General features: G+C 61.9%; 23 protein-coding genes. 8 read left to right on the top strand and 15 right to left on the bottom strand.

What is annotated here, in order from left to right; translation table 11 throughout:
- Window positions 1-24: 24 nt before the first annotated feature.
- Window positions 25-612, top strand: a complete 588-nt coding sequence (gene lpoB, locus ACZRMO_RS06780; RefSeq protein ID WP_124526873.1) for a penicillin-binding protein activator LpoB — start codon at window positions 25-27, stop codon at window positions 610-612.
- A gap of 3 nt (window positions 613-615) precedes the next feature.
- On the top strand, window positions 616-1356 hold the full coding sequence (locus ACZRMO_RS06775) for a penicillin-binding protein activator LpoB (protein WP_463972330.1): 741 nt from the start codon (window positions 616-618) through the stop codon (window positions 1354-1356).
- A 179-nt stretch (window positions 1357-1535) separates the two neighbouring features.
- Here ACZRMO_RS06775 and ACZRMO_RS06770 read toward each other — a convergent pair whose 3' ends face one another.
- The 3 genes from ACZRMO_RS06770 to ACZRMO_RS06760 all read right to left on the bottom strand — a co-directional run bounded on the left by ACZRMO_RS06770 (window position 1536) and on the right by ACZRMO_RS06760 (window position 4704).
- Window positions 1536-2168, bottom strand: coding sequence for a LysE family transporter (locus ACZRMO_RS06770; protein WP_463972329.1), 633 nt, complete (start codon window positions 2166-2168; stop codon window positions 1536-1538).
- 71 nt (window positions 2169-2239) lie between these two features.
- Window positions 2240-2794: a mechanosensitive ion channel domain-containing protein gene (locus ACZRMO_RS06765; RefSeq protein ID WP_463972328.1), complete on the bottom strand. Its 555-nt coding sequence runs from the start codon at window positions 2792-2794 to the stop codon at window positions 2240-2242.
- Window positions 2794-4704, bottom strand: coding sequence for an ATP-binding cassette domain-containing protein (locus ACZRMO_RS06760; protein WP_463972327.1), 1911 nt, complete (start codon window positions 4702-4704; stop codon window positions 2794-2796). The genes ACZRMO_RS06765 and ACZRMO_RS06760 overlap by 1 nt, the downstream gene beginning before the upstream one ends.
- Window positions 4705-4754: 50 nt before the next feature.
- Here ACZRMO_RS06760 and ACZRMO_RS06755 point away from each other — a divergent pair, with 50 nt between their 5' ends.
- The gene (locus ACZRMO_RS06755) at window positions 4755-5216 is read left to right on the top strand and encodes a TIGR02444 family protein (protein WP_463972326.1); all 462 of its coding nucleotides are present in this window, start codon (window positions 4755-4757) and stop codon (window positions 5214-5216) included.
- Here ACZRMO_RS06755 and ACZRMO_RS06750 read toward each other — a convergent pair.
- Window positions 5213-6367 (bottom strand): AlgP family protein, encoded by a 1155-nt coding sequence (locus ACZRMO_RS06750; RefSeq protein WP_463972325.1) that lies wholly within the window; start codon window positions 6365-6367, stop codon window positions 5213-5215. The two genes, ACZRMO_RS06755 and ACZRMO_RS06750, sit on opposite strands and share 4 nt — an antisense overlap.
- A gap of 192 nt (window positions 6368-6559) precedes the next feature.
- Here ACZRMO_RS06750 and ACZRMO_RS06745 point away from each other — a divergent pair, with 192 nt between their 5' ends.
- Complete coding sequence (locus ACZRMO_RS06745) at window positions 6560-7237, top strand: FKBP-type peptidyl-prolyl cis-trans isomerase (RefSeq protein ID WP_463972324.1); 678 nt, start codon at window positions 6560-6562, stop codon at window positions 7235-7237.
- 54 nt (window positions 7238-7291) lie between these two features.
- On the opposite strand, the gene ACZRMO_RS06740 is transcribed toward ACZRMO_RS06745, so the two are convergent.
- From ACZRMO_RS06740 to ACZRMO_RS06710, 7 genes are all read right to left on the bottom strand, one after another.
- A complete protein-coding gene (locus ACZRMO_RS06740; protein WP_017736974.1) occupies window positions 7292-7750 on the bottom strand; it encodes an Rsd/AlgQ family anti-sigma factor in 459 nt (152 codons plus the stop codon).
- Between the two features lie 214 nt (window positions 7751-7964).
- A complete protein-coding gene (locus ACZRMO_RS06735) occupies window positions 7965-8480 on the bottom strand; it encodes a disulfide bond formation protein B (protein WP_463972323.1) in 516 nt (171 codons plus the stop codon).
- A gap of 237 nt (window positions 8481-8717) precedes the next feature.
- On the bottom strand, window positions 8718-9959 hold the full coding sequence (locus tag ACZRMO_RS06730; protein ID WP_463972322.1) for a heme biosynthesis HemY N-terminal domain-containing protein: 1242 nt from the start codon (window positions 9957-9959) through the stop codon (window positions 8718-8720).
- Window positions 9960-9964: 5 nt separating this feature from the next.
- Complete coding sequence (locus ACZRMO_RS06725; RefSeq protein ID WP_463972321.1) at window positions 9965-11080, bottom strand: uroporphyrinogen-III C-methyltransferase; 1116 nt, start codon at window positions 11078-11080, stop codon at window positions 9965-9967.
- Window positions 11081-11098: 18 nt separating this feature from the next.
- A complete protein-coding gene (locus ACZRMO_RS06720) occupies window positions 11099-11857 on the bottom strand; it encodes a uroporphyrinogen-III synthase (RefSeq protein WP_463972320.1) in 759 nt (252 codons plus the stop codon).
- Window positions 11854-12795 (bottom strand): hydroxymethylbilane synthase, encoded by a 942-nt coding sequence (hemC, locus tag ACZRMO_RS06715; protein ID WP_017736979.1) that lies wholly within the window; start codon window positions 12793-12795, stop codon window positions 11854-11856. The genes ACZRMO_RS06720 and hemC overlap by 4 nt, the downstream gene beginning before the upstream one ends.
- A 138-nt stretch (window positions 12796-12933) precedes the next feature.
- On the bottom strand, window positions 12934-13680 hold the full coding sequence (locus ACZRMO_RS06710) for a LytR/AlgR family response regulator transcription factor (RefSeq protein WP_463972319.1): 747 nt from the start codon (window positions 13678-13680) through the stop codon (window positions 12934-12936).
- A gap of 502 nt (window positions 13681-14182) precedes the next feature.
- On the opposite strand from ACZRMO_RS06710, the gene argH reads away from it, so the two are divergent.
- Window positions 14183-15577 carry an argininosuccinate lyase gene (argH, locus tag ACZRMO_RS06705; protein WP_207040368.1) on the top strand — a complete coding sequence of 465 codons (1395 nt, stop codon included), beginning with the start codon at window positions 14183-14185 and terminating at the stop codon, window positions 15575-15577.
- 109 nt (window positions 15578-15686) lie between these two features.
- On the opposite strand, the gene ACZRMO_RS06700 is transcribed toward argH, so the two are convergent.
- On the bottom strand, window positions 15687-16346 hold the full coding sequence (locus ACZRMO_RS06700; protein WP_463972318.1) for a glutathione S-transferase family protein: 660 nt from the start codon (window positions 16344-16346) through the stop codon (window positions 15687-15689).
- Between the two features lie 126 nt (window positions 16347-16472).
- Here ACZRMO_RS06700 and ACZRMO_RS06695 point away from each other — a divergent pair, with 126 nt between their 5' ends.
- The 3 genes from ACZRMO_RS06695 to ACZRMO_RS06685 all read left to right on the top strand — a co-directional run bounded on the left by ACZRMO_RS06695 (window position 16473) and on the right by ACZRMO_RS06685 (window position 20118).
- Complete coding sequence (locus ACZRMO_RS06695) at window positions 16473-16757, top strand: hypothetical protein (RefSeq protein ID WP_010207441.1); 285 nt, start codon at window positions 16473-16475, stop codon at window positions 16755-16757.
- 96 nt (window positions 16758-16853) lie between these two features.
- Window positions 16854-17108 carry a TIGR02647 family protein gene (locus ACZRMO_RS06690; protein WP_014720451.1) on the top strand — a complete coding sequence of 85 codons (255 nt, stop codon included), beginning with the start codon at window positions 16854-16856 and terminating at the stop codon, window positions 17106-17108.
- Window positions 17109-17277: 169 nt separating this feature from the next.
- On the top strand, window positions 17278-20118 hold the full coding sequence (locus ACZRMO_RS06685) for a class I adenylate cyclase (RefSeq protein ID WP_463972317.1): 2841 nt from the start codon (window positions 17278-17280) through the stop codon (window positions 20116-20118).
- Here ACZRMO_RS06685 and rnk read toward each other — a convergent pair.
- The 3 genes from rnk to cyaY all read right to left on the bottom strand — a co-directional run bounded on the left by rnk (window position 20115) and on the right by cyaY (window position 21213).
- A complete protein-coding gene (gene rnk / locus ACZRMO_RS06680; protein ID WP_124526885.1) occupies window positions 20115-20528 on the bottom strand; it encodes a nucleoside diphosphate kinase regulator in 414 nt (137 codons plus the stop codon). The two genes, ACZRMO_RS06685 and rnk, sit on opposite strands and share 4 nt — an antisense overlap.
- Window positions 20529-20659: 131 nt before the next feature.
- Window positions 20660-20878 carry a DUF1289 domain-containing protein gene (locus ACZRMO_RS06675; RefSeq protein WP_463972316.1) on the bottom strand — a complete coding sequence of 73 codons (219 nt, stop codon included), beginning with the start codon at window positions 20876-20878 and terminating at the stop codon, window positions 20660-20662.
- A gap of 2 nt (window positions 20879-20880) precedes the next feature.
- A complete protein-coding gene (gene cyaY / locus ACZRMO_RS06670; protein ID WP_027608321.1) occupies window positions 20881-21213 on the bottom strand; it encodes an iron donor protein CyaY in 333 nt (110 codons plus the stop codon).
- Between the last annotated feature and the right edge of the window lie 213 nt (window positions 21214-21426).

Here is a 21426-nt window from a genome sequence, read left to right as displayed (position 1 = left end):
ATTCAGCTCTGGAGAAATTTCCCCATGTTTGCACGCTTCTCGATCCTTGCCGTGGTTGCCGTCCTGGCCAGCGGTTGCTCCAACACCTCGCCGGTACTGGGCAGCAAGAACATCAGCTACGGCGACACCAAGGCCGTGGAAACCGTGACCAACGAGTTCGGCTCCACTGACCTGCAGATGATCGCCGAAACCATGACCCGCTCCCTGGCCCAGTCCGGCATCCTGCAAGGCCGCCCGGTGGTGCAGGTGTACGACGTGAAGAACAAGACCAGCGAGTACATCGACACCCGCGAGATCACCACGTCGATCAAGACCCAGCTGATGAAGACCGGCACCGCACGCTTCGCCAGCGACAACACCGACATGCAAAGCCAGGTCGACCAGCTCAAGCTGCAGAACCAGAGCGGCCTGTACAAGAAGTCCACGGTGAGCAAGACCGGCAACATGGTCGCCGCCAAGTACCGCCTGGAAGGCTCCATCAGCTCCATCGTCAAGCGCAGCTCGGACTACAAGGACGTGTTCTACAAGTTCAGCCTGCAACTGGTGGACGTGGAAAGCGGCCTGGCCGAGTGGATGGACGAAAAAGAAATCCGCAAGACCACGGAGCGCTAAGCCATGCGTACATGGATCGGCATGATCGGCCTGCTGTGCGCCTTTGGCGCCTCGGCCGCACCGAAAATCGCGGTGACCGACCTGGCCTATCAGGCACGGGTCGAGGAATACATCCACGCGGTTTCGGCCAGCAACAACTTCCAGGCCAGCGCCTACCACGCCAGTGGCGCGTCGAGCTACGCCGAGTTCGAGAGCCGCTCCAGCTACATCGAGCAGCTTGAGCTGCGCAAATTCAGCGGCGACATCAAGGGCGAGATCCTCAAGTCGCGCCAGTTCCAGTTGGTGCAGGGCACGCCGTACACCGCCGATGCCAAGGGTGACGTGTATGACGTGATCAAACGCATCAAGGCCGGCAACTTCAAGGGCGCGGACTACGTGCTGTTCGGCACCCTGTCCGACATCGACTTCACCCAGGACCTCAACGCCATCGACCGCACCAACAGCTACTCGGCAGTACTGAGCCTGACACTGGTGGCGGATTTCAGCCTGATCAACACGCGCACCTTCGAGATCACCTCGGCGTTTACCGCCATGGGCGAAGGGCAAGACACCAAGCTGGTGAATAGCCGCGACGTACGCGTGAACCTGAACCGGCCACGGGTGGTGAAGGAAGTGTCGAAAACCTTGGGTGAGGATGTAGCTCGGCAGTTGGCGGAGCAGTTGGGTGGCGGCTATCAAGCGCCGGGGCAACCGGTGTTGCGCAACAACCTGCCGAGGGATGAAGCGCCGAAGATCCTGCGCTGATCAGCTGTCTCACAGCCAACACAAAACCAATGTGGGAGCGGGCTTGCTGTGGCGAGGGAGCTTGCTCCCGCTGGGCTGCGCAGCGGCCCCAGGATCTTGGGAGCGCTTCGCACTCCAGCGGGAGCAAGCTCCCTCGCCACAAGAGCCAGCTCCCACAGTTTTGATTGGGTTTCTTCAGGTCAAGCCGTGGTGCGATGCAGGCTGGCGAGGAAGCCAGCGGCCCCCACGAACAACCCGGCAAACGTCCGGTTCATACGCTTCTGCTGCTTCGGCGTACGCAACAAGCGCAACACCTTCGCCGCCAAGCCCGTATACCCCGCCATCACGATCATATCCACGCAGATCATCGTCGCGCCCAGGATCACGTACTGGATCACCAGCGGCGCCTGCGGGTTCACGAACTGCGGCAGCACCGCGAGCATGAACACCAAGGCCTTGGGGTTGCTCGCATTGACCAGGAAACCGCGGAACATCATCGCCATCGGCTTGCCGACCGGGCGTACAGCGGCATCATCGGTCATGTCCATGGGCAAGGCGCGCCATTGCTTGATGGCCAGGTACACCAGGTACGCCACGCCAAACCATTTGATCGCATAGAACGCGGTGGAAGACGTCGCCAGAATGGCACCCAGGCCGCCCGCGACCACGGCAATCTGCATCGCCAGGCCGATTTGCAGGCCAATGGCGTTCCAGTAGCCGCGCGCAAAACCGTATTGCAGGCCGCTGGACATCGAGGCGATGGCGCCTGCACCAGGGGAAAGGGAGATGACCCAACTGGCCACGAAAAAGGCCAGCCATGTATCGAGTGCCATTACACACCTCGTTTCAAATTCGTCGTGAGCGTTAAGCTAACTCCGACGACCGAGGCCTGGCTATAGAATTTTTACGCGGGGCTGACCCAGCGGCGCACCGAGCGTTGGAAGAACAGGCTGTTGGGCACCTGCACCATCGCACTGTCGGTACCGGCTTCTGCCACTTCGATCAGCGTGGTGTACAGCAGGTTGATCGCCACCACCCGGCCTTTCACGCCCGGTTTGTCCACGGTGTCCACCAGCTCGACGATGTCGCCGATGCGAAAAGGCCCGACGGTAAAGATCAGAATCGCGCACAACAGGTTGGACAGCACCGACCACATGGCAAAAAACGCCACGGCCGCCACGGCGACAAAACCCGACAGAGCGGTCCACAGCACCGTGGCGGACACGCCCACGCGCTCCAGCACAAAGATCAGCGCGCTGCCCATGATCAGCCAGCGCAAGCCACCGCGCAGCGGCATCAGCAGTTGCGGCGGGAACGGGTAGCGTTCCCCCAGGCGCGTCAGGCCCTTGGCGACAAAACGCTGCGCCAGGTAGCCGGCCAGCAGGATCAGCAGGATTTGCACGCCGACCCAGATCGGCTCGACCCACTGCGGCGGCAGCGGCAACTGCAAGGCTTCCATCAGGACAGCGCCTCCAGCTCCGCTTGCAGGGTTTCGAGCAATTCGAGGGCTTCCATCCAGGTTTCCTCCAATTGCCCTTCACGCACCTTGAGCTTGGCCTGTTCGGCCAGCAGGTCGCGCAGTTCATCCTTGCGGGCGGCTTCGTACACGGCGCTGTCACCCAGGCTGGTTTCGATCTTGGCCAGGCGCTCATGCACCTTGCCCAGTTCGGCTTCCAGCTTGTCGGCTTCACGCTTGTGCGGCGCCAGTTGTTGGCGCAAGGCGGCAGCGGCCTGGCGCTGGGCTTTCTTGTCGGTCTTGTCCGGGTTGACCGGGGTGTTGCTGACCGGCGCGTTGCGCAGGCGGTAATCCGTCAGCCAGCGTGCGTAGTCGTCGAGGTCGCCGTCGAACTCTTCGACTTTGCCGTCGGCCACCAGCAGGAAATTGTCGGTGGTGCTCTTGAGCAAGTGGCGATCGTGAGACACCACCAGTACCGCACCGCTGAACTCCTGCAAGGCCATGGTCAACGCCAGGCGCATTTCCAGGTCCAGGTGGTTGGTCGGTTCGTCGAGCAGCAACAGGTTCGGCCGGTCCCAGGCGATCAACGCCAGGGCCAGGCGGGCTTTTTCGCCGCCGGAGAAATTCAGCACCGGCTCATCGATACGCGCGCCACGGAAGTCGAAGCCGCCAAGGAAGTCGCGCAGGACCTGTTCGCGCTCGGTCGGCGCCAGGCGTTGCAGGTGCAACAGCGGGCTGGCCTTGGCGTCGAGGGAGTCCAACTGATGCTGGGCGAAGTAGCCCACCACCAGGTTCTCGCCACGGGTCAGGCGACCGGCCAGGGGTTGCAGCTCGCCGGACAGGTTCTTGATCAGCGTCGATTTGCCCGCGCCGTTGGGGCCAAGCAAACCGATGCGCGCACCCGGCGTGAGTTGCAGCTTCACTTTTTCCAGGATGGTTTTTTCGCCATAACCCAGGCGTGCATCCGAGAGGTCCAGCAACGGGCTGGAGATTTTCACCGACTCGCGGAACACAAAGTCGAACGGCGAATCGACGTGGGCCGCCGACAGTTCTTCCATGCGCTCCAGGGCCTTGATCCGGCTCTGGGCCTGGCGGGCCTTGGTGGCCTGGGCCTTGAACCGGGCGATGTAGCTTTCCATGTGCGCACGTTGCGCCTGCTGCTTCTCGAACGCCTGCTGTTGCTGGGCCAGGCGTTCGGCACGGGCGCGCTCGAACGCGGTGTAGCCGCCACGGTAGAGGGTGATTTTCTTCTGTTCGACGTGGGCAATGTTATCGACCACGGCGTCGAGGAAATCCCGGTCGTGGGAAATCAGCAGCAAGGTGCCCTGGTAGCTCTTGAGGAAGTCCTCCAGCCACAGGATCGCATCGAGGTCCAAGTGGTTGGTGGGTTCGTCGAGCAGCAGCAGGTCGGACGGGCACATCAGCGCCTGGGCCAGGTTCAGGCGCATGCGCCAGCCGCCGGAGAAGTCGGCGACCGGGCGATCCATCTGCTCGTTGGTGAAGCCCAGGCCGGCGAGCATCTTGCGCGCACGGGCGTCGGCGGTGTAGCCGTCGGCACTGTCGAGTTCCGAGTGCAGGCGCGCCTGGGCGGCGCCGTCCTGGGCTTTCTCGGCCTCGGCCAGGTCGTGTTGCACCTGGCGCAGACGCAGGTCGCCATCGAGCACGTAGTCGATCGCGATGCGGTCCAGGGTGTCGATCTCCTGGCGCATATGGGCGATGCGCCAGTCGGCGGGCAGCAAGCAGTCCCCGGAATCCGGGGTCAGCTCACCCAGCAACAGGGCGAACAACGTGGATTTGCCGGCGCCATTGGCACCGATCAGGCCGGCTTTGTGACCGGCGTGCAGGGTCAGCTCGGCGTCTTCGAGAAGACGTTGCGGGCCACGCTGTAATGTTAGGCTTTGAAGTCGGATCATAATGGCGGCGGAGTCTACCAGCTTCGTTGGCCGCTGGCTTGGGTGTGAATATGTGCGCTGACCTGTGGAGCTTTGCCCTCTCGACTTACGCCCGGCCGGGCGTCGAAGCCGCTTGCCTGCGCTTGCAGGAACAAGGCGCGGATGTGTGCGTGTTGCTCTGTGGTGCCTGGTTGGAGCAGCGCGGTGTAGTGGCTGCGCCTGACCGCGTGCAGGCCTTGCAACAACTGGCTCGCCCATGGCGCACGCAGGTGATCGAACCGTTACGAAGCATGCGCGTGCAATGGCGCGTCATGGCGCAGCAGGATCAGCCATTGGCAGCGCTGCGTGAACGGATCAAGGCGTTGGAGTTGGAGGCCGAGCGGGAACTGCTGACACGACTGGAAGCGTTGGCGCAGGCATGGCCGATAGGGGAAGGTCAACAACAGTGGCTGGAAGGACTGGCGGCTGAGGATGCCGCCAACCTTGACCATGACGCGCTGCAGCTGCTGCGCGTCATGGCCACCGGCACTTAGGAAGCGCTGGTTGGGGTAGAGCTTGGCGCTAGCGGTGCAGGCGTGCTGCTGGCCGATGCGGTTGGAGCGGTGGCCGCGGTAGCAGCAGGTGCAGCTGGCTTGACCGGTGCTGGTTTGGCAGCAGCAGGCTTTGCAGCAGCGGGTTTGGCAGCTGGCTTGGCGGCTGGTTTTGCAGCAGCAGGTTTGGCAGCTGGCTTAGCCGCTGGTTTGGCAGCAGCAGGTTTGGCAGCCGGCTTAGCCGCTGGTTTTGCAGCAGCGGTTTTGGCAGCTGGCTTGGCGGCTGGTTTTGCAGCAGCAGTTTTGGCAGCTGGCTTGGCGGCTGGTTTTGCAGCAGCGGCTTTAGCAACTGGCTTGGCAGCTGGTTTTGCAGCAGCGGCTTTAGCAACTGGCTTGGCGGCTGGTTTTGCAGCAGCGGCTTTAGCAACTGGCTTGGCAGCTGGTTTTGCAGCAGCGGTTTTGGCAGCTGGCTTGGCGGCTGGTTTTGCAGCAGCGGCTTTAGCAACTGGCTTGGCGGCTGGTTTTGCAGCAGCGGTTTTAGCTACTGGCTTGGCAGCTGGTTTTGCAGCAGCAGTTTTAGCAGCTGGCTTGGCGGCTGGTTTTACAGCAGCAGTTTTGGCAGCCGGCTTGGTGGCTGGTTTTGCAGCAGCAGTTTTGGCAACTGGCTTGGCGGCTGGTTTCGCAGCAGCGGTTTTGGCAGCTGGCTTGGCAGCAGCTTTAACTGGCGCCTTTGCCGCAACGGCTTTTGCAGGTGTACGAGCACCCAATACTTTCGCCACGGCTTCTTTCACACGACCAACGCCCTGGGCCAGTTTCAGGCTTTCTTGAGCGTCTTTTTTGAGTTGGGAAATGTAGCCGCGGGTTTCAGCCTGGCGATCCTTGAGGGCGTCCAGCAGGTCCTCAAGTTCTTTGACAGCGTCTTTGGCTTTGGCTTGTGCCTTGGCCTTGCCGGCAGTGGCAGCGTCTTGCAGTTTGGTGCGGGATTTGTGCAGCTTTTCTTGCGCTTTACCGCGTTGTTTTTCCAGCTTGGCGAGCAGTTTTTCTGCATCGGCCAGGGCTTGGGAACAAGCGCTTTCCAGGTGTTCGAGCAAGCTGCCCGAAAGTTGTTGGAGTAAATGCAACGGGGTATTTACAGGCTTCTGTTTGGCCGACATGGTTTACCTCCTGGCTGACGTGGGTGCGGCTCATACTAGCCCTCTGCTCTTACCGCCGCTAGGGCATGTTGACAGTATCGTTTGCCTGGCGTTGCACCGTGCGAAAATTCTTATCGTTATAACGAAAATACGCGGCACTTTTTACCCACTCACACTGGCATAATCCGTCGCACTTTCGGCGGGAGGATGCCCATGTCGCGTTACCTTTTTCTTGTGCTTGGCCTGGCGATTTCGGCGGCCAATGCGAGCGAACAATCGCCGCCCAAAACCACTGACCAGAACAGGCACGACCTCGCCTACAGCCTGGGCGCCAGCCTCGGTGAACGCTTGCGCCAGGAAGTTCCCGACCTGCAGATCCAGGCCTTGATCGACGGGCTCAAGCAAGCCTATCAAGGCAAGCCGCTGGCGCTCGACAACGCACGTATCGAACAGCTTCTCGCCCAGCACGAAGCACAGAGCGAAGCCGATGCACAGGCGCCTCAAAGTGAAACAGCACTCGCCGCAGAACAACAGTTTCTAGCCAAGGAAAAAACCGCCAGCGGCGTACGCGAATTGGCCGATGGCATCCTGCTCACAGAGCTGGCACCCGGCAGTGGCGCCAAGCCGCTGGCAACGGATGAGGTGCAAGTGAAGTATGTCGGACGGCTGCCCGATGGGACGGTGTTCGATCAGAGCGCGCAGCCCCAATGGTTTCGCCTGGACAGCGTGATCAGTGGCTGGACCAGCGCACTGCAACAAATGCCTACCGGCGCAAAATGGCGGCTGGTCATCCCTTCGGCCCAGGCCTATGGTGCCGACGGTGCCGGCGAGTTGATCGCACCTTACACACCCCTGGTCTTTGAGATCGAACTGCTCGCCACCCGCCATTGAGCCAATAAAAAACGGTGCGCCATGCGCACCGTTTTTTTATTTCGCCATTCGGGATCAAGCCTGGGTAGCAGGTTCTTCCTTATGGGCGTTGTGCAGTACTTCGATCAGGCAGTCTTCCAGTTCGAAACGCTCGTGAAGCAGGCCGCCCAACTCTTTGAATTTCTCGGCCACACAGTTGCCGGCATCACACAGGTCGGTGAACACCAACAGCTTCTCGGTGATCACATCGATGCGTGGATAGATCGTTTCAGCGAGATCCAGACCACGCTGATCGTCGAAGGCTTCTGCCTCCTTGGTCAGTTGCTCGTAGACGCCGAAATGGCCGGCTGACACGTAGTCCACCAACACACCACAAAAGTCCTGCAACGGCTCGCGGTTCTCAGCCAGCGCCTCGGGCTTGGCGCCAAGCGCATCAAAGGCCCGAACCAGTTCATGACGTGCCTTCAACCAGCTGTCGATCAGCTTGTGCACCCCACCCCAGCGTTCCTGAGCATTCTGACAACTTTCCAGCATGATGATCTCTCTTCCCTATAGGGGCGCTGCCGCCTGGTGCCCGCGCAACACTTCAAGGATAAAGCCGCAGCCGGACAAGGCGCATCGGACAAACGGTTTCGATAACGCATGCGGGCCAGATTATGCCCGCATGACTATGGCTTCAAGGTACGCAGGAGAGAAAGTTCATACAAGTGTTTAATCCCGTCCTACAACCATTGAACTGATTCAGGTGCTAGCCCTGGCGCAAATGCAGGCTGGGCAACAGCCGCGAAAACGGCATTACACCCAGGATAAGCATCACGATAAAGAACAGCAGGCTCCACTCCGGGAGGCTCAAATCGAACAGCGTCCAGTTGATTTCCACGCAATCGACAGTGCCATTGAAAATAGCCTGGACTGCCTGCCAGACGGACAGCCTTTCCAGCATGTCCTGCAGGTTCGGCCAACACTCCGGGGCCGCGCCCGACGGGATACTTTGCAGCAACACCTGGCGCGCAGCGGTGAAGGCCCCCAGCAAGGCGCAGCCCATGCCTGCCAGCCCGTAAAGGCCAGCCACGGAACGCTTGGGGTTATGGATGGCCGCGATCAAGTTGATCAGCATGAACGTGGCAAGAAACACCCGCTGTACCTGGCACAGGAAGCAGGGGCGCAGCAGCGCACCATATTCCAGGTAAAAAGACACACCCAACGTCAGCGCGCCAGCGATGAACGCCAGGAAAAACAAGGTGCGTGAGGGGGCCAAAGACATTACTTATCCGTACCGCAGAAGATAGGTCGCTACGGTAGAGGAAAGGCCTGACCCCTTTCAATACGCACTAGAGCAGACGATTCCGCGAAAGCGTGAAGACATTCCGCCAGAGCATGGAGGACATAACGAAGCGCCACGTAGGAGTTTGTTACGAATCCCGCTGCGCCGAGGAATTGCGCTGGTTTGAAGGGTTGGCTGTCAGAAGCATCTGCGCCAACCCTTACATCCGGTCCTACATCAGACCCGAGCAGGTACGGGCAGCGGCGAGGCCAGCAAGCGATTGTCCAAGAGGCCCAGGCCTTCCTGGAACAGCTGGTTGCTGCGTTCGGTGTCGCCCAGTTGGGCCAGCAGGCGCGCGAGTTCGGCACAGGCTTCGGGATTGCGCTGCACCTGCAGGCTGCTTTCCAGATAGTCCCGCGCCTTGCCCCACAAGCTGTTTTGCAGGCACAGGCGGCCCAGGGTCAGCAGCAGGCTCGCATCGCCTGGATGGTCCTTGAGCCAGCCTTCGGCAAACTTCAGTTGCCGCGCCGGGTCGCTGCCACGCAGCAAGCCATAGAGCCGGATCAAGTGGCTGTCGTAACCGCGCTTGATCGCGCCACGCAACGCCTCTTCGGCCTTGGCGTCGGCGCCCAACTGGCGCAATTGCTCAGCATAGGCCAGCACCAACTGCGGCTCCTGGCGCTGGGCGGAGGTCAATTGCTGCCAGGCTCGCTCAAGGGATTGCAAGCCAGCTTCGCCCTGCTCTTCACGCTGGGCTGCCAGGCTGAGGTTCTCACCCCAGGCGCGACGCTCCAGCTCGGCCAGTTCGGCGGCGGGCAACACTTTGTCCTTGCGCAACTCAGGTAGCAGGCGGATCACCGACGACCAATCGCCACGCTGCTGATGCAAGCGCTGCAACTGACGCAGCACCTGGGCATTGTGCGGGTGACGTTCGTGCATGGCCTGCAAGGTGACGAGGGCGCCCTCGGTGTCGCCACGGTCCAGTTGCAATTGCGCATGGCTCAAGGCGACGGCCAGTTCGGCCTGGGGCTGGCGCTCCAGGGCGCGCTCCAGCAAGCCGTCGGCCTCTGCATAGCGCCCCTGTTCGTTTGCCGCACGCGCGGCACCCAGGTAGTAGAGCAATGGTTGGCGTTCCGCTTCGGCAGCACGGTGCAAGTGGCGCTCGGCACTGGCCCAACGGCCTTCGGCGAGGTCCATCTGGCCTTGCTCGATGGCGATCTGCACACGGCGGCTGCGGTTACGGCGCGACCATGGGTTGACCACGCCACCGGAGGTGGTCACCAGGCTCAAGAGCAGGCGCACCAGGTAGATCGCCAGGCCGATGACAAATACCGCCACCAAGGTCGCCCACAGGCTCGATTCGTAATGCAGCACGTGGGGATAGGTAATCAACACGTAGCCGGTGTGTTTCGAGATGCCCACCGCCAGTGCCAGGGCGATTGCAATCGCCAGCACGAGGACCACATAGAAACGCTTCATCGGCTTTACTCCTGGGTGGCCGGTTTGCCTGCCGACGCCTTGGCTTCGTCAGCAGACAAGTGGCGACGCTCAAGGTAAGCCTGCACCGCTGCCAGGCTCGCCGCCAGGTCGGGTGTCACCACCGACACGGCCTTGGGCTCAAGCTCGGCGATACGCGCCAGCATCGCTTTGCTTTGCGGGTTGTCCTGGTTGAAGTTGTCTTGCAGCACGCTGCGCGCCTCACCCAGCGAGCGGCTGTAGACCGACGCCTCGCCGTTCAGCGCAGCCCATTGCGCCTGCTCCAGCGCCAGGCTCAGGGCCAGGCGAACCTGGTTCAAGCCTTGGCCGGCCAGCAATGGGCGGATGTTGTCGTCAGGGTTGAAGTCGATGCGGAAGTAGCGCGAGATCTGCTCCCACCATTGGCTCCAGCGGCTTTCGGTATCGGTGGTCGGACGCCCTTGGGAGGCCGGCTCGGTGAGCTGGTATTCCGGTGCAATCGCGGCCAGTTGCACCACTTGGTCGCGCAGTGCCGCCAGTTGCAGGTACAGCCCGGTGCGATCCGGCTGCTCGGTGCTGCGCAGTGCCGCAAGGCTCTTGGCCAACTGTTCACGCGCGGCGTAGGAGCCCGGATCACTCTGTTCACGGAGGATCTCGTCAGCACCCTGGACCAGCGACTGGGCACTGTTGATGTCCTGCAAGGCAGACAAGCGCAAGCTGGCCAGGCGGATCAGGTGCTCGGCTTCCGCCAGGCGCCAATCCTGGCGGCTGGCGCCCAGGACGGTTTCCAGGCGCTGGCTGAGGCGCTGCTGATCGCCCTGCAACTGGGCTACCAGGCGGCGGCGCTCTTCAAGCTCCTCCGCGCCAGGCAACTGCGCCAGGCGTGCGGCCAACTGTTGCTGGCTCTGCTTGAGGGATTGGGCCTGTTCATCCAGCGTGCGCACCTGGCTCAGCTGTTGCTGGCTGCTGGCTTGCAGGGCGCGGACCTGCCAGATCCCCCAGCCACCGGCGGCAACCCCGGCGGCGCCGAGCAACAAGGCCACGATCGCCAGGCCATTGCCACGGCGTGGCGCGGTGGCCGCTGACTCAACCGGCGCATCAACTGCGGGTTGGGTTTCTTCTTTGGGCAAGGCTGTTTCGCTCACGTATCCGTCCTTTGCGTATCAGAGAGTGGTCGCGCTATGGCTGCGCAGTGCCACTAACAAAGCCGCGGCACTCGCACCGCGACAATCCACAACTTTTTCTGCGCCAGCAGCCCGCGCCATCTCATAGACTCGCGGGCTCGGCACGAACAACGGCAACTGTGCCACCTCTGGCCAATCGGTACCGGCCAGGGCTTGCAGGTGCAAAAAACCCTGCCCACTGCTGACCACCAGGCCGTTCAAGCGTTCCAACTGGATGCGTTGCATCAGCGTCCCGGCGGCATAGCTCGGCAGGAACCGACGGTACAACTCCAGATAGACGACACTAGCACCTTGCTCGCGCAAACGCTCAGCGAGCAACTCGCGACCGCCTTCGCCGCGCAGGATCAACACGCGGGCATCGGGCCGTGCAACAGCCTCGCGCAAGGCCGGCAGTGCAAGCAAGGCCTCACTGTCGTCGCCGGTTTCGGGATAGTGAACGTTGAGCCCGTGATCGGCCAGTACCTGGCCCGTGGCCGCGCCGACGCTGAACCACGGCAGCTGCGGCCAGGCTTGGTCCAGCTGTTGCACCGCCAGGCGTGCAGCGGGCTTGCTGACCACGATCACCGCGCAAAAGCGGCTCAGGTCACGAAAGATCGCCTGTTGCTCAGCACTAACGGGTAACGCCTCAATGTCCAGCAACGGCAGGCTGCTACTGAAGATACCCGCCTGGGACAACGAGGCCGCCAGGGCCATCGACTCCTCGGCAGGCCGCGTCAGCAGCACACGCCAGTCGGTCACTGCGGGCCGGCCTCGCCGTAGACTTTTTCGAGGATGGCGCCGGCGCCTTTGTCCAGCAGCGCTTCGGCGACCTGAATACCCAGCGCCGCCGCGTCACGTTGCGGGCCACGCACCTCGGCGGTCAACAAGGTGCCGCCGTCCGGGTCGCCCACCAGGCCGCGCAGCCACAGGTTTTCCCCTTCGAGCACGGCGTAGCAGGCGATAGGCACCTGGCAGCCGCCATTGAGGTGCTTGTTCAAGGCACGTTCGGCGGTGACGCGCACTTCGGTATCGTGATGATCAAGGGGCTTGAGCAGTGCGTGAATCTCACTGTCGGCGGTGCGGCATTCAATGCCCACGGCGCCCTGGCCACCGGCTGGCAAGCTGTCTTCGACGCTGATGGCCGAGGTGATGCGGTCTTCGAAGCCCAGGCGGATCAGCCCGGCTGCGGCCAGGATGATCGCGTCATATTCACCGGCATCCAGCTTGGCCAGGCGCGTGTTGACGTTGCCGCGCAGGAAGCGGATCTGCAGGTCCGGGCGACGGGTCAGCAACTGCGCCTGGCGACGCAGGCTGGAGGTGCCGACGATGCTGCCCAGGGGCAATTCATCCAGGGATGCGTAGGTATTGGAAACGAAGGCATCGCGCGGGTCTTCGCGCTCGCAGATACAAAAAAGGCCCAGGCCTTCGGGGAAGTCCATGGGCACATCTTTCATCGAATGCACGGCGATGTCGGCTTCGTTTTCCAGCAGCGCGGTTTCCAGTTCCTTGACGAACAGGCCCTTGCCGCCGATCTTCGACAACGGCGAGTCGAGCAGCTTGTCGCCGCGACTGACCATGGGCACCAGGGACACCACGAGACCTGGGTGGGCCTGCTCAAGGCGTGCTTTGACGTATTCGGCCTGCCACAAGGCCAGGGCACTTTTACGGGTGGCGATGCGGATTTCGCGAGAGGACATGGATCAATCCGTACTGAATAGATACGGCAGATAATAACAGCTCAGGCAAATACGCTTTGATTTGAATCAGCAAGTGCGGGGCCTCCCTGGCCGCGTCGCACCGGGATATGGAATGCAGGCAGCGCCAAAGCCCTTGGGCTAAAGCTGCTGCATCATCTTGCGCACGCCGGCGACATGGCGTCGGCTGACGATCAAGGCATCGCCATTGAGCCCCTTCAGGAACAACTGAAAGTGCCCAAGCGGCGTGCGTTGCAGCCGCTCGATACGGTCACGGGCGACCAGCGCGTTGCGGTGGATACGCACAAAGCGATCACCAAACTCATCTTCCAGGGCCTTGAGCGGCTCATCGAGCAGCACTTCACCGGCCTCGTGACGCAGGGTCACGTACTTATGGTCGGCAATGAAGTACACCACCTGATCCAGTGGAATCAGCTCGATACCTTTGCGGGTACGTGCACTGATATGGCTGCGCGGCCCGTTGCCGCTTTGGGCGGCAGGCTGGGTCAAGGCGGTGAGTTGGCTGCGGTTGGGGCGCTCGGCCTTTTTCAGGGCCTTGAGCAGGGCGCCTGCTTCGACCGGCTTGGCCAGGAAGCTGACACCACTGGCTTCCAGGGTCTGCGCGGGGAAATCTTCCGGCCCTGCGCACAACACCAGCGCCGGCGGCGACTCGCGTTCGCTCAGGCGGGCGGCGACTTGCAGGCCATCAAGGCCCCGCAGGCGAATATCGAGCAAGACCACGTCGGGCTTGAGGCTGTCGATCAGCGTCAACGCTTCTTCGCCCGTGGTGGCGCTCGGTTCAAGGACTGTATAACCCTCGAGTTCACTGACCAAACGGCTCAGTCGCTCGCGGGCTTGGGGTTCGTCTTCAACGATCAGGACATTCATATTGCGCTGGATTCCTGCGTGAGTCTCGCACAAGGATAACGTAGACAGGTGCGGTGACTTGCGTCACAGCGATCCACGCTAAGACTAGCGCGAGCGGCAAAAAGTGCCCTGACAGTGGCACCCATATTTACCCGGACCTGTTCAATTGCGCCCAAGACCTTCTGACTTCGGGCATCGTCGTAGGGTTTGCTGATACACAATCCGAATACCCCCCTTCTGAATGAATAGCCTGGGCTCTGACCGCATCACCCGGCTTTGGTGCATTCACGCTCTATCAGTGCAACTGTAGACGCTCACTGCGACGACATTGCTCTATCGTCAAATATCGTTTCAATAAACACCCGAGTCCAGTCTCTTCCCGGACGCGTCCGGCGGCAAGGCACTTTGCCACCCTTCGTGCAAATAAAAATGCCGACCACCCGTAGCACCGCCTCCACGGGCAACCCTGTTATTATCGCCGGCACACCTCCAAGCCTCTTTAAAGCAGATCACGAGCGAATCCATGAGCACCGACAAGACCAACCAGTCCTGGGGCGGCCGCTTCAGTGAACCCGTCGACGCCTTCGTCGCCCGCTTCACCGCCTCCGTCACCTTCGACCAGCGCCTGTACCGCCACGACATCATGGGCTCGATCGCCCACGCCACGATGCTGGCCAAGGTCGGCGTGCTGACCGACGCCGAGCGCGACAGCATCATCGATGGCCTGACCACCATCCGCGGTGAAATCGAAGCCGGTACGTTCGACTGGCGCGTCGACCTGGAAGACGTGCACATGAATATCGAGGCCCGCCTCACCGACCGTATCGGTGTGACCGGCAAGAAACTGCACACCGGCCGTAGCCGCAACGACCAGGTCGCGACCGATATCCGCCTGTGGATTCGTGATGAGATCGACCTGATCCTGGCCGAGATCACCCGCCTGCAAAAAGGCCTGCTGGAACAGGCCGAGCGTGAATCCGGCACCATCATGCCCGGCTTCACCCACCTGCAGACCGCACAGCCCGTGACCTTTGGCCACCACCTGCTGGCCTGGTTCGAAATGCTCAGCCGCGACTACGAGCGCCTGGTGGATTGCCGCAAGCGCGCCAACCGCATGCCGCTCGGCAGCGCCGCACTGGCCGGCACCACGTACCCGATCGACCGCGAATACACCGCGCAACTGCTGGGTTTCGACGCCGTGGGCGGCAACTCCCTGGACGGCGTGTCCGACCGTGACTTCGCCATCGAATTCTGCGCCGCCGCCAGCATCGCGATGATGCACCTGTCGCGCTTCTCCGAAGAGCTGGTGCTGTGGACCAGCGCGCAGTTCCAGTTCATCGACCTGCCGGACCGCTTCTGCACCGGCAGCTCGATCATGCCGCAAAAGAAAAACCCCGACGTGCCGGAGCTGGTACGTGGCAAGAGCGGCCGCGTGTTCGGTGCGCTGATGGGCCTGCTGACCCTGATGAAAGGCCAACCTCTGGCCTACAACAAGGACAACCAGGAAGACAAAGAGCCGCTGTTCGACGCCGCCGACACCCTGCGCGACTCGCTGCGCGCGTTTGCCGACATGATCCCGGCGATCAAGCCCAAGCACGCGATCATGCGTGAAGCGGCGCTGCGCGGATTCTCCACCGCCACCGACCTGGCCGACTACCTGGTGCGCCGTGGCCTGCCGTTCCGTGACTGCCACGAAATCGTTGGCCATGCCGTAAAATACGGCGTGGACACCGGCAAGGACCTGGCGGAAATGAGCCTGGAAGAGCTGCGCCAGTTCAGCGACCAGATCGAACAGGATGTGTTTGCCGTGCTGACCCTGGAAGGTTCGGTGAATGCGCGTGACCATATTGGCGGGACTGCGCCGGCGCAGGTGAAGGCTGCCGTTGTGCGCGGTCAGGCCCTGCTCGCCAGCCGCTAAAAGCATCGCAGGCAAGCCAGCTCCCACAGGAGACCCGGGTCATCAAGACACCTCGGTCAACTGTGGGAGCGGGCTTGCCCGCGATGACTGCCTCCCAGGCAGCAAATATTTACTTCTTGGCAGCAATCATCGCCATAAACGCCGGCATCGCCGCTTCCCTGTCCGCCGCAACCTTCTGCGCATTGGGCAGTGCATGCAACTTGTCCAGCAACGCCTTGGCCGCCGGCATATCAGCCAGAAAATCCAGGCCAAACAGCTTCTCGCCCACCCCGCAGGCGAGGTTCACGCTGTACATGAAATACAGATCCGCAATCGTGAAGCTCTCCCCCGCCACATAAGGCGCGAACTTGCCGTGCCGACCTAAAGCCCCCATCCCCAGCAACAGCTCGGCCTTGGATTTTTCCTTGATCGCCTCCGGTACCGGCATGCCAAAAAACGCCTCGGCGAAACACGCGCGGGCGGGCAATTCGATGTACAGCTCGATTTCCCGGCACAGCGCCAGCACCTGGGCGCGCTGGAACGGGTCCGCCGGCAGCAGCGCACGCCCTTCCTGGGTTTGCTCGATGTATTCGAGGATCACACTGGTCTCGTTGATAAAGCCCTGCTTGACCCCCAGCACGGGCACCTTGCCTCGGGGGCTCACGGCCAGTGCCTCAGGCGTCTGGCCCGCGTAGAAAGGCACCTCTTCAAAAGTCAGGCCTTTCTCCAACAGGGCCAGCTTGACCATGTTGTAGTAGTTGCTGACCGAAAATCCGTAGAGCTTGAGCATTGCGACTGCCTCCAGGCCGAGTGTGGGGTTGGCTGCATGAGTTATAGATCCGAAGGCCCCACCTGACCAGCAGCATCACCCGCCTGAATGGGGGTAGACTGACGCCCTTTCCTTGAGGAGCCTGCCATGAGCGAGCCGACCGATATCGACAACGACGAAGAAGAATTCGCCGAAACCACCCTGATCGAAGCCATCGAAAACCAGATCGAGAGCGAAAACCCACCCGCGGCCAAGGCCACCTTCAACAAGTTGACCCTGGTCGGCTACGAGCGTGAAGAGATCCTGCAACTGATGGCCCACGTGCTTGCCGTCGAGATCGATGCACTGCTGGAAGAGGACCGCGCCTTCAATACCGAATGGTATGAAACTGCGCTGCGCGCCCTGCCGGAACTGCCACCGGAAAAGCAATAAATCCAACACGCGGCAACACACTGGACAGTTCGGCAAAGTGCGTTCACCTTATGGCCTGCTAGCCTCTAATAAATTCTTAGAAAGTCTGGAGTCCGTATGTCGTATACCCCTGAGTTGGTTGCCGAACTGGAAATCCTTGTACTCTTCCCATTAGACAGCACCAAGGAAGGTCTGAAAGTCCACCAGACCGCCGCCCCCACTGCTATCGCCGCTGCCAAGCGCCTCCACGCGAAAGGTCTTATCGACCAGCCGGACGGCGGCTACCTGACCAGCCTTGGTCGTGACGCTGCGGAGCAGGCCCAAACCCTGCTGACCATCCTCACCACTGCCAACACCAAAGAAGCCGCCTGACACCTGATCCCGCCCATGGAGTCCGCCCAATGCGGATTCCGGGGGCGTTGCTGTGAAACGGTTAAAGTTCTGACGCCAAAAACCGATTACCTTCTAAACCTCCTACGCTACTGGCTGTAAACTCCAACACGGCCGCCCACGTCGGGCCCTGCGCGCCACCGAGTCCGACATGACCCGCACCCACGAAATCCGCCCAGACTTGGACGAAGGCATCGACCGCAAGGTGCTGGCCCAGCTGCGCGCGCGTTTCATGGCCCTCAACGCAGGCCGCATGACCCGGGCCGTCGAAGGGCTGACCCCACGCCAACAAAGCGTGTTGACCCTGCTGCCGCTGTTCTTTCACGTCAATCACCCGTTGTTGCCCGGCTATGTCTCCGGCAGCACGCCCGCCGGGCTGTCGAACTTCGAACCCGACGCCCAGGCCCTGACCGAAGCCCAGCGCCTGACCCGCTCGTTTTCCTACAAGCCGCGCCACGGCAACCCACTGCAACCGATCCACGGCCTGTTCCTGATGGGCAGCCTCGGCACCCTGGCCCAGGCCGACCAGAGCGATATGGACGTGTGGGTGTGCCACGCGCCGGACCTCGGCGAAAACGAACTGGCCGAGCTGCGCAAGAAATGCCAGCTCCTGGAAACCTGGGCCCTGAGCATGGGGGCCGAGGCGCATTTTTTCCTGATCGAGCCGACCCGCTTTGTCCTCGGGGAACGCGACGCCCAGCTCAGTTCCGACGACTGCGGCACCACCCAGCATTACCTGCTGCTGGACGAGTTCTACCGCACCGCCATCTGGCTCGCCGGGCGCACGCCGATCTGGTGGTTGGTGCCGGTGTACGAAGAAGCCCGCTACGCCGAGTTCACCCACACGTTGATCTCCAAGCGGTTTATCCGCGCCGATGAAACCCTCGACCTGGGCCACCTGGCGCGCATTCCCCCCGGAGAATTCATCGGCGCCGGGCTATGGCAACTGTTCAAGGGCATCGAATCGCCCTACAAGTCGGTGCTCAAGCTGCTGCTGACCGAGGTCTACGCCAGCGAGCACCCCCATGTGCACTGCCTGAGCCTGCGCTTCAAGCGGGCGGTGTTCGCCAACCAGATGGACCTGGATGAGCTCGACCCGTACATCGTGGTCTACCGCCGCATCGAGGAATACCTCAAGGCGCGCAACGAACCCGAGCGCCTGGAACTGGTGCGGCGCGCCCTGTACCTCAAGGTCAACCGCAAGCTCAGCGCCGGCCAGCGCACCACCAGCTGGCAACGCCTGCTGCTGGAGCGCCTTGCCCAGGAATGGGGCTGGGACCAGCGCCAACTGGCCCTGCTGGACAGCCGCAGCCAATGGAAAGTGCGCCAGGTCGCCTCCGAGCGCCGCGCCCTGGTCAGCGAGCTGAACTACAGCTACCGCTTCCTCACCCAGTTCGCCCGCACCGAACAAACCGCCAGCCTGGTCAACAAACGCGACCTCAATGTGCTGGGCCGCCGCCTGTATGCGGCCTTTGAGCGCAAGGCCGGCAAAGTCGAGTTCATCAACCCCGGCATCGCCCCGGACCTGGCCGAAGACACCCTGACCCTGGTGCAATCGCCCAACCGCAAGGAACCCGGCCAGCACTACTGGGGCCTGTACAACGGCAACCTCACGGCCCAGGAGTCGGAACACTTCGCGCCGATCAAGCGCAGCCGCGACCTGCTGGAAATGCTCACCTGGTGCCATCGCAACGGCGTGATCGACAGCAGCACCCGCCTGGCCTTGCACCCAGGCACCAGCGACATGACCGAATTCGAGCTGTTCAACCTGCTGGGCAGCCTGCAACAGAGCATCGCCCTGCCCCTGGCCAGCGTCGATGAAGAACGCCTGCTGCGCGCGGCGGTGCCGGAAGAGGTGTTGTTGCTGATCAACGTCGGCGTCGACCCGCTCAAGCATCACCGTGACTTGAACATCCTCATGACCACCGAGCGCACCGACTCCTTGAGCTACGCCGGGGTGCGCGACAACCTCGTACTAACCCTGGACCAGGTCACGCTCAATAGCTGGAACGAAGTGCTGGTCAGCCGCTACGACGGCCCCCACGCCCTGCTCGATTGCCTGCGCGACCACCTCAACCAACTGCCCTCGGACCACTTGCCACGTCTGCGGGTGCGTTGTTTCTGTCACAACCGTGCGCAGTTCATTGCCCAGCGCGTCGAAGAAATCTTCGACACCGCACAGAACCTGCTGCTCGGCCAGGGCAACCACCGCTACCTGTTGCAGGTGCAGCAGCACTACCACGTGATGGAACTGGTCCCGGGCCAAGCCACTCACGTACCGCTGCCAACCCAGGACGCGCTGATCACCTACCTCAGTGAAGAGTTGGCGAGCTACAGCCCGCTGCACCTGGACGCCATGGCCCTGGAAGACCATGACCTGGCCTTGCTGCTGCCCATGGGCATGGCCGATTGCGTGCAGGTGTTCTACCGGATCAACGAAGGCGTGGCCGAGTTGTATGTGCTGGATGAGTTCAATGCACTCTGGCAGCAGCGCTTGCCGTTCCATGATGAGCAGAGCCTGCTGGCGCCGTTGCAGCGTTTCCTGCAATCGATCCTCTTCCGCCGCGAAGCACTGGCACCGCTGGACACACAACAACCCTTGGGTGAAGTGCAGGTCTTGTACTACCAACTGTTACCGTCGGGCAGCAACCGCGCGCGCACTGTCGAGCCCCGGCCGGCACCGCAGAACTCGGCGAACAAACCGTTCTATGACGTGCAGGCGATTATCGGCAAGGCCGCACCCGGCCAGGTGGGCGTGACCCTGTACTGCAATCAGCGGGAGTTTTGCGAACTGGAATTTGGCGACCAGCTGTTTGCGGTGGTCGCCCAGGAGATCGTCGGGCAGCGCCGGGAAACCGAGCGCTACCGCTGCTACATCACGGATCTGGACCTGTCGGGCCTACTCGGCGATGGGCAAAGCCCGAGCAATCTGTACCTGCGCTACAAGGCCGAGTTGGAGCTGTCGCTCAACGCGGCGCTGAACCAGGTTTAGAGCGGGAAAGGGCCGCCATCTTTGGGCTGGCCTTCAACGCTGAGCAACTCCAGCTTGAGGGTCTTGCCACCCGGTGCTGGCCAATCGATGTGCTGGCCCACTTGCAGGCCGAGCAGCGCGCTGCCCACCGGCGCGAGGATCGAGATCTTGCCTTCATCGGCATTCGCGTGTTTCGGGTAGACCAGGGTCAGGTGGTAGTCCTTGCCGCTGCCTTGCTCACGGCAATGCACGCTGGAGTTCATGGTCACGACACCCGCAGGCACTTCATCGTGGCCAACCACGTCTTCGGCGCGGTCGAGTTCGGCTTGCAACGCGGCGACGCCAGGAGACTCGTCGCCCAGGCGGTCGATCAGTTGCTCCAGACGCTGCACGTCAAGACGGGTGAGGATGATGGACGGTGCGGTGGTCATGATTCAGGCAGACTCCTTTTTTCTGCACAAAAAAGCAAAACCCCGCCAGGAAAAGGCGGGGTTCTCACGGGCCTCGATGAGTTGAGGCGTAGCCGGACACTACCACAGCGTCACAAATAAACAAGACGACCTCAGGCGCTGGCCCTGCGCTGCTCGGCCTGGGCGCAGATCACCCGGCGCCGGGCATCGTCGGCAGAGCGCCATTCACGGATGTCTTCGACGTGACGAAAACATCCGAGACAGACTTTTGCCTCGTCCAGGCGACACAAACTGATACAAGGTGACGGCACCGCCGGGCTGACATTACTGAACAGCGGCTTGGGCGGGCGTACAGGTGTGGGCTGCGTCACGATCAGATCTCGTCGAAATCCAGCTCGGCGCCGGTGTACTCGTGGACCAGGCGCGCAAGCATTTCGCCCAACAGCTCTTCGCTCTTGTCGCACTGCCATTTGCCGCTTTCTTCGTCGTAGTCGAAGTGCACGCCACCGGAACGCGCCGCCAGCCACAGTTGGCGCAGGGGCTCCTGGCGGCTGAAGATCAGCTGTTGGCCGCTCTCGAATTTGACGGTCAGCACGCCCGCCGAGTTTTCCAGGTCCACGTCCAGGCCGCTGTCGTCGAAAATATCTTCCAGCGCCTGCTGGGTAGCATCCACCAAGTCGTGAAAACGGGCTTCGGTCAAACTCATTGTGGCAACCTCAAAAGTGTCTGGTTTTGCTCAAGCGCCGCACGATACGGACGAGCCCCGCCGATTGCAAAGGATACCGATGCCATCGCGATTGGCGGTATGAAATATCCCCAGCCAGCGTAGCCCGCTTCGCAGCCGTCTCGGCAAACCCCCGTCGGACGGGTATTTCAGCGCATAGGCAAGCTGGCAGGTGGTCGGTATACTCGGGCGCAA

It is taken from the genome of Pseudomonas sp. B611, assembly GCF_055407965.1.
Note: the sequence above shows the minus strand (reverse complement) of the source record. Positions and strands in the feature narration are given on the sequence as shown.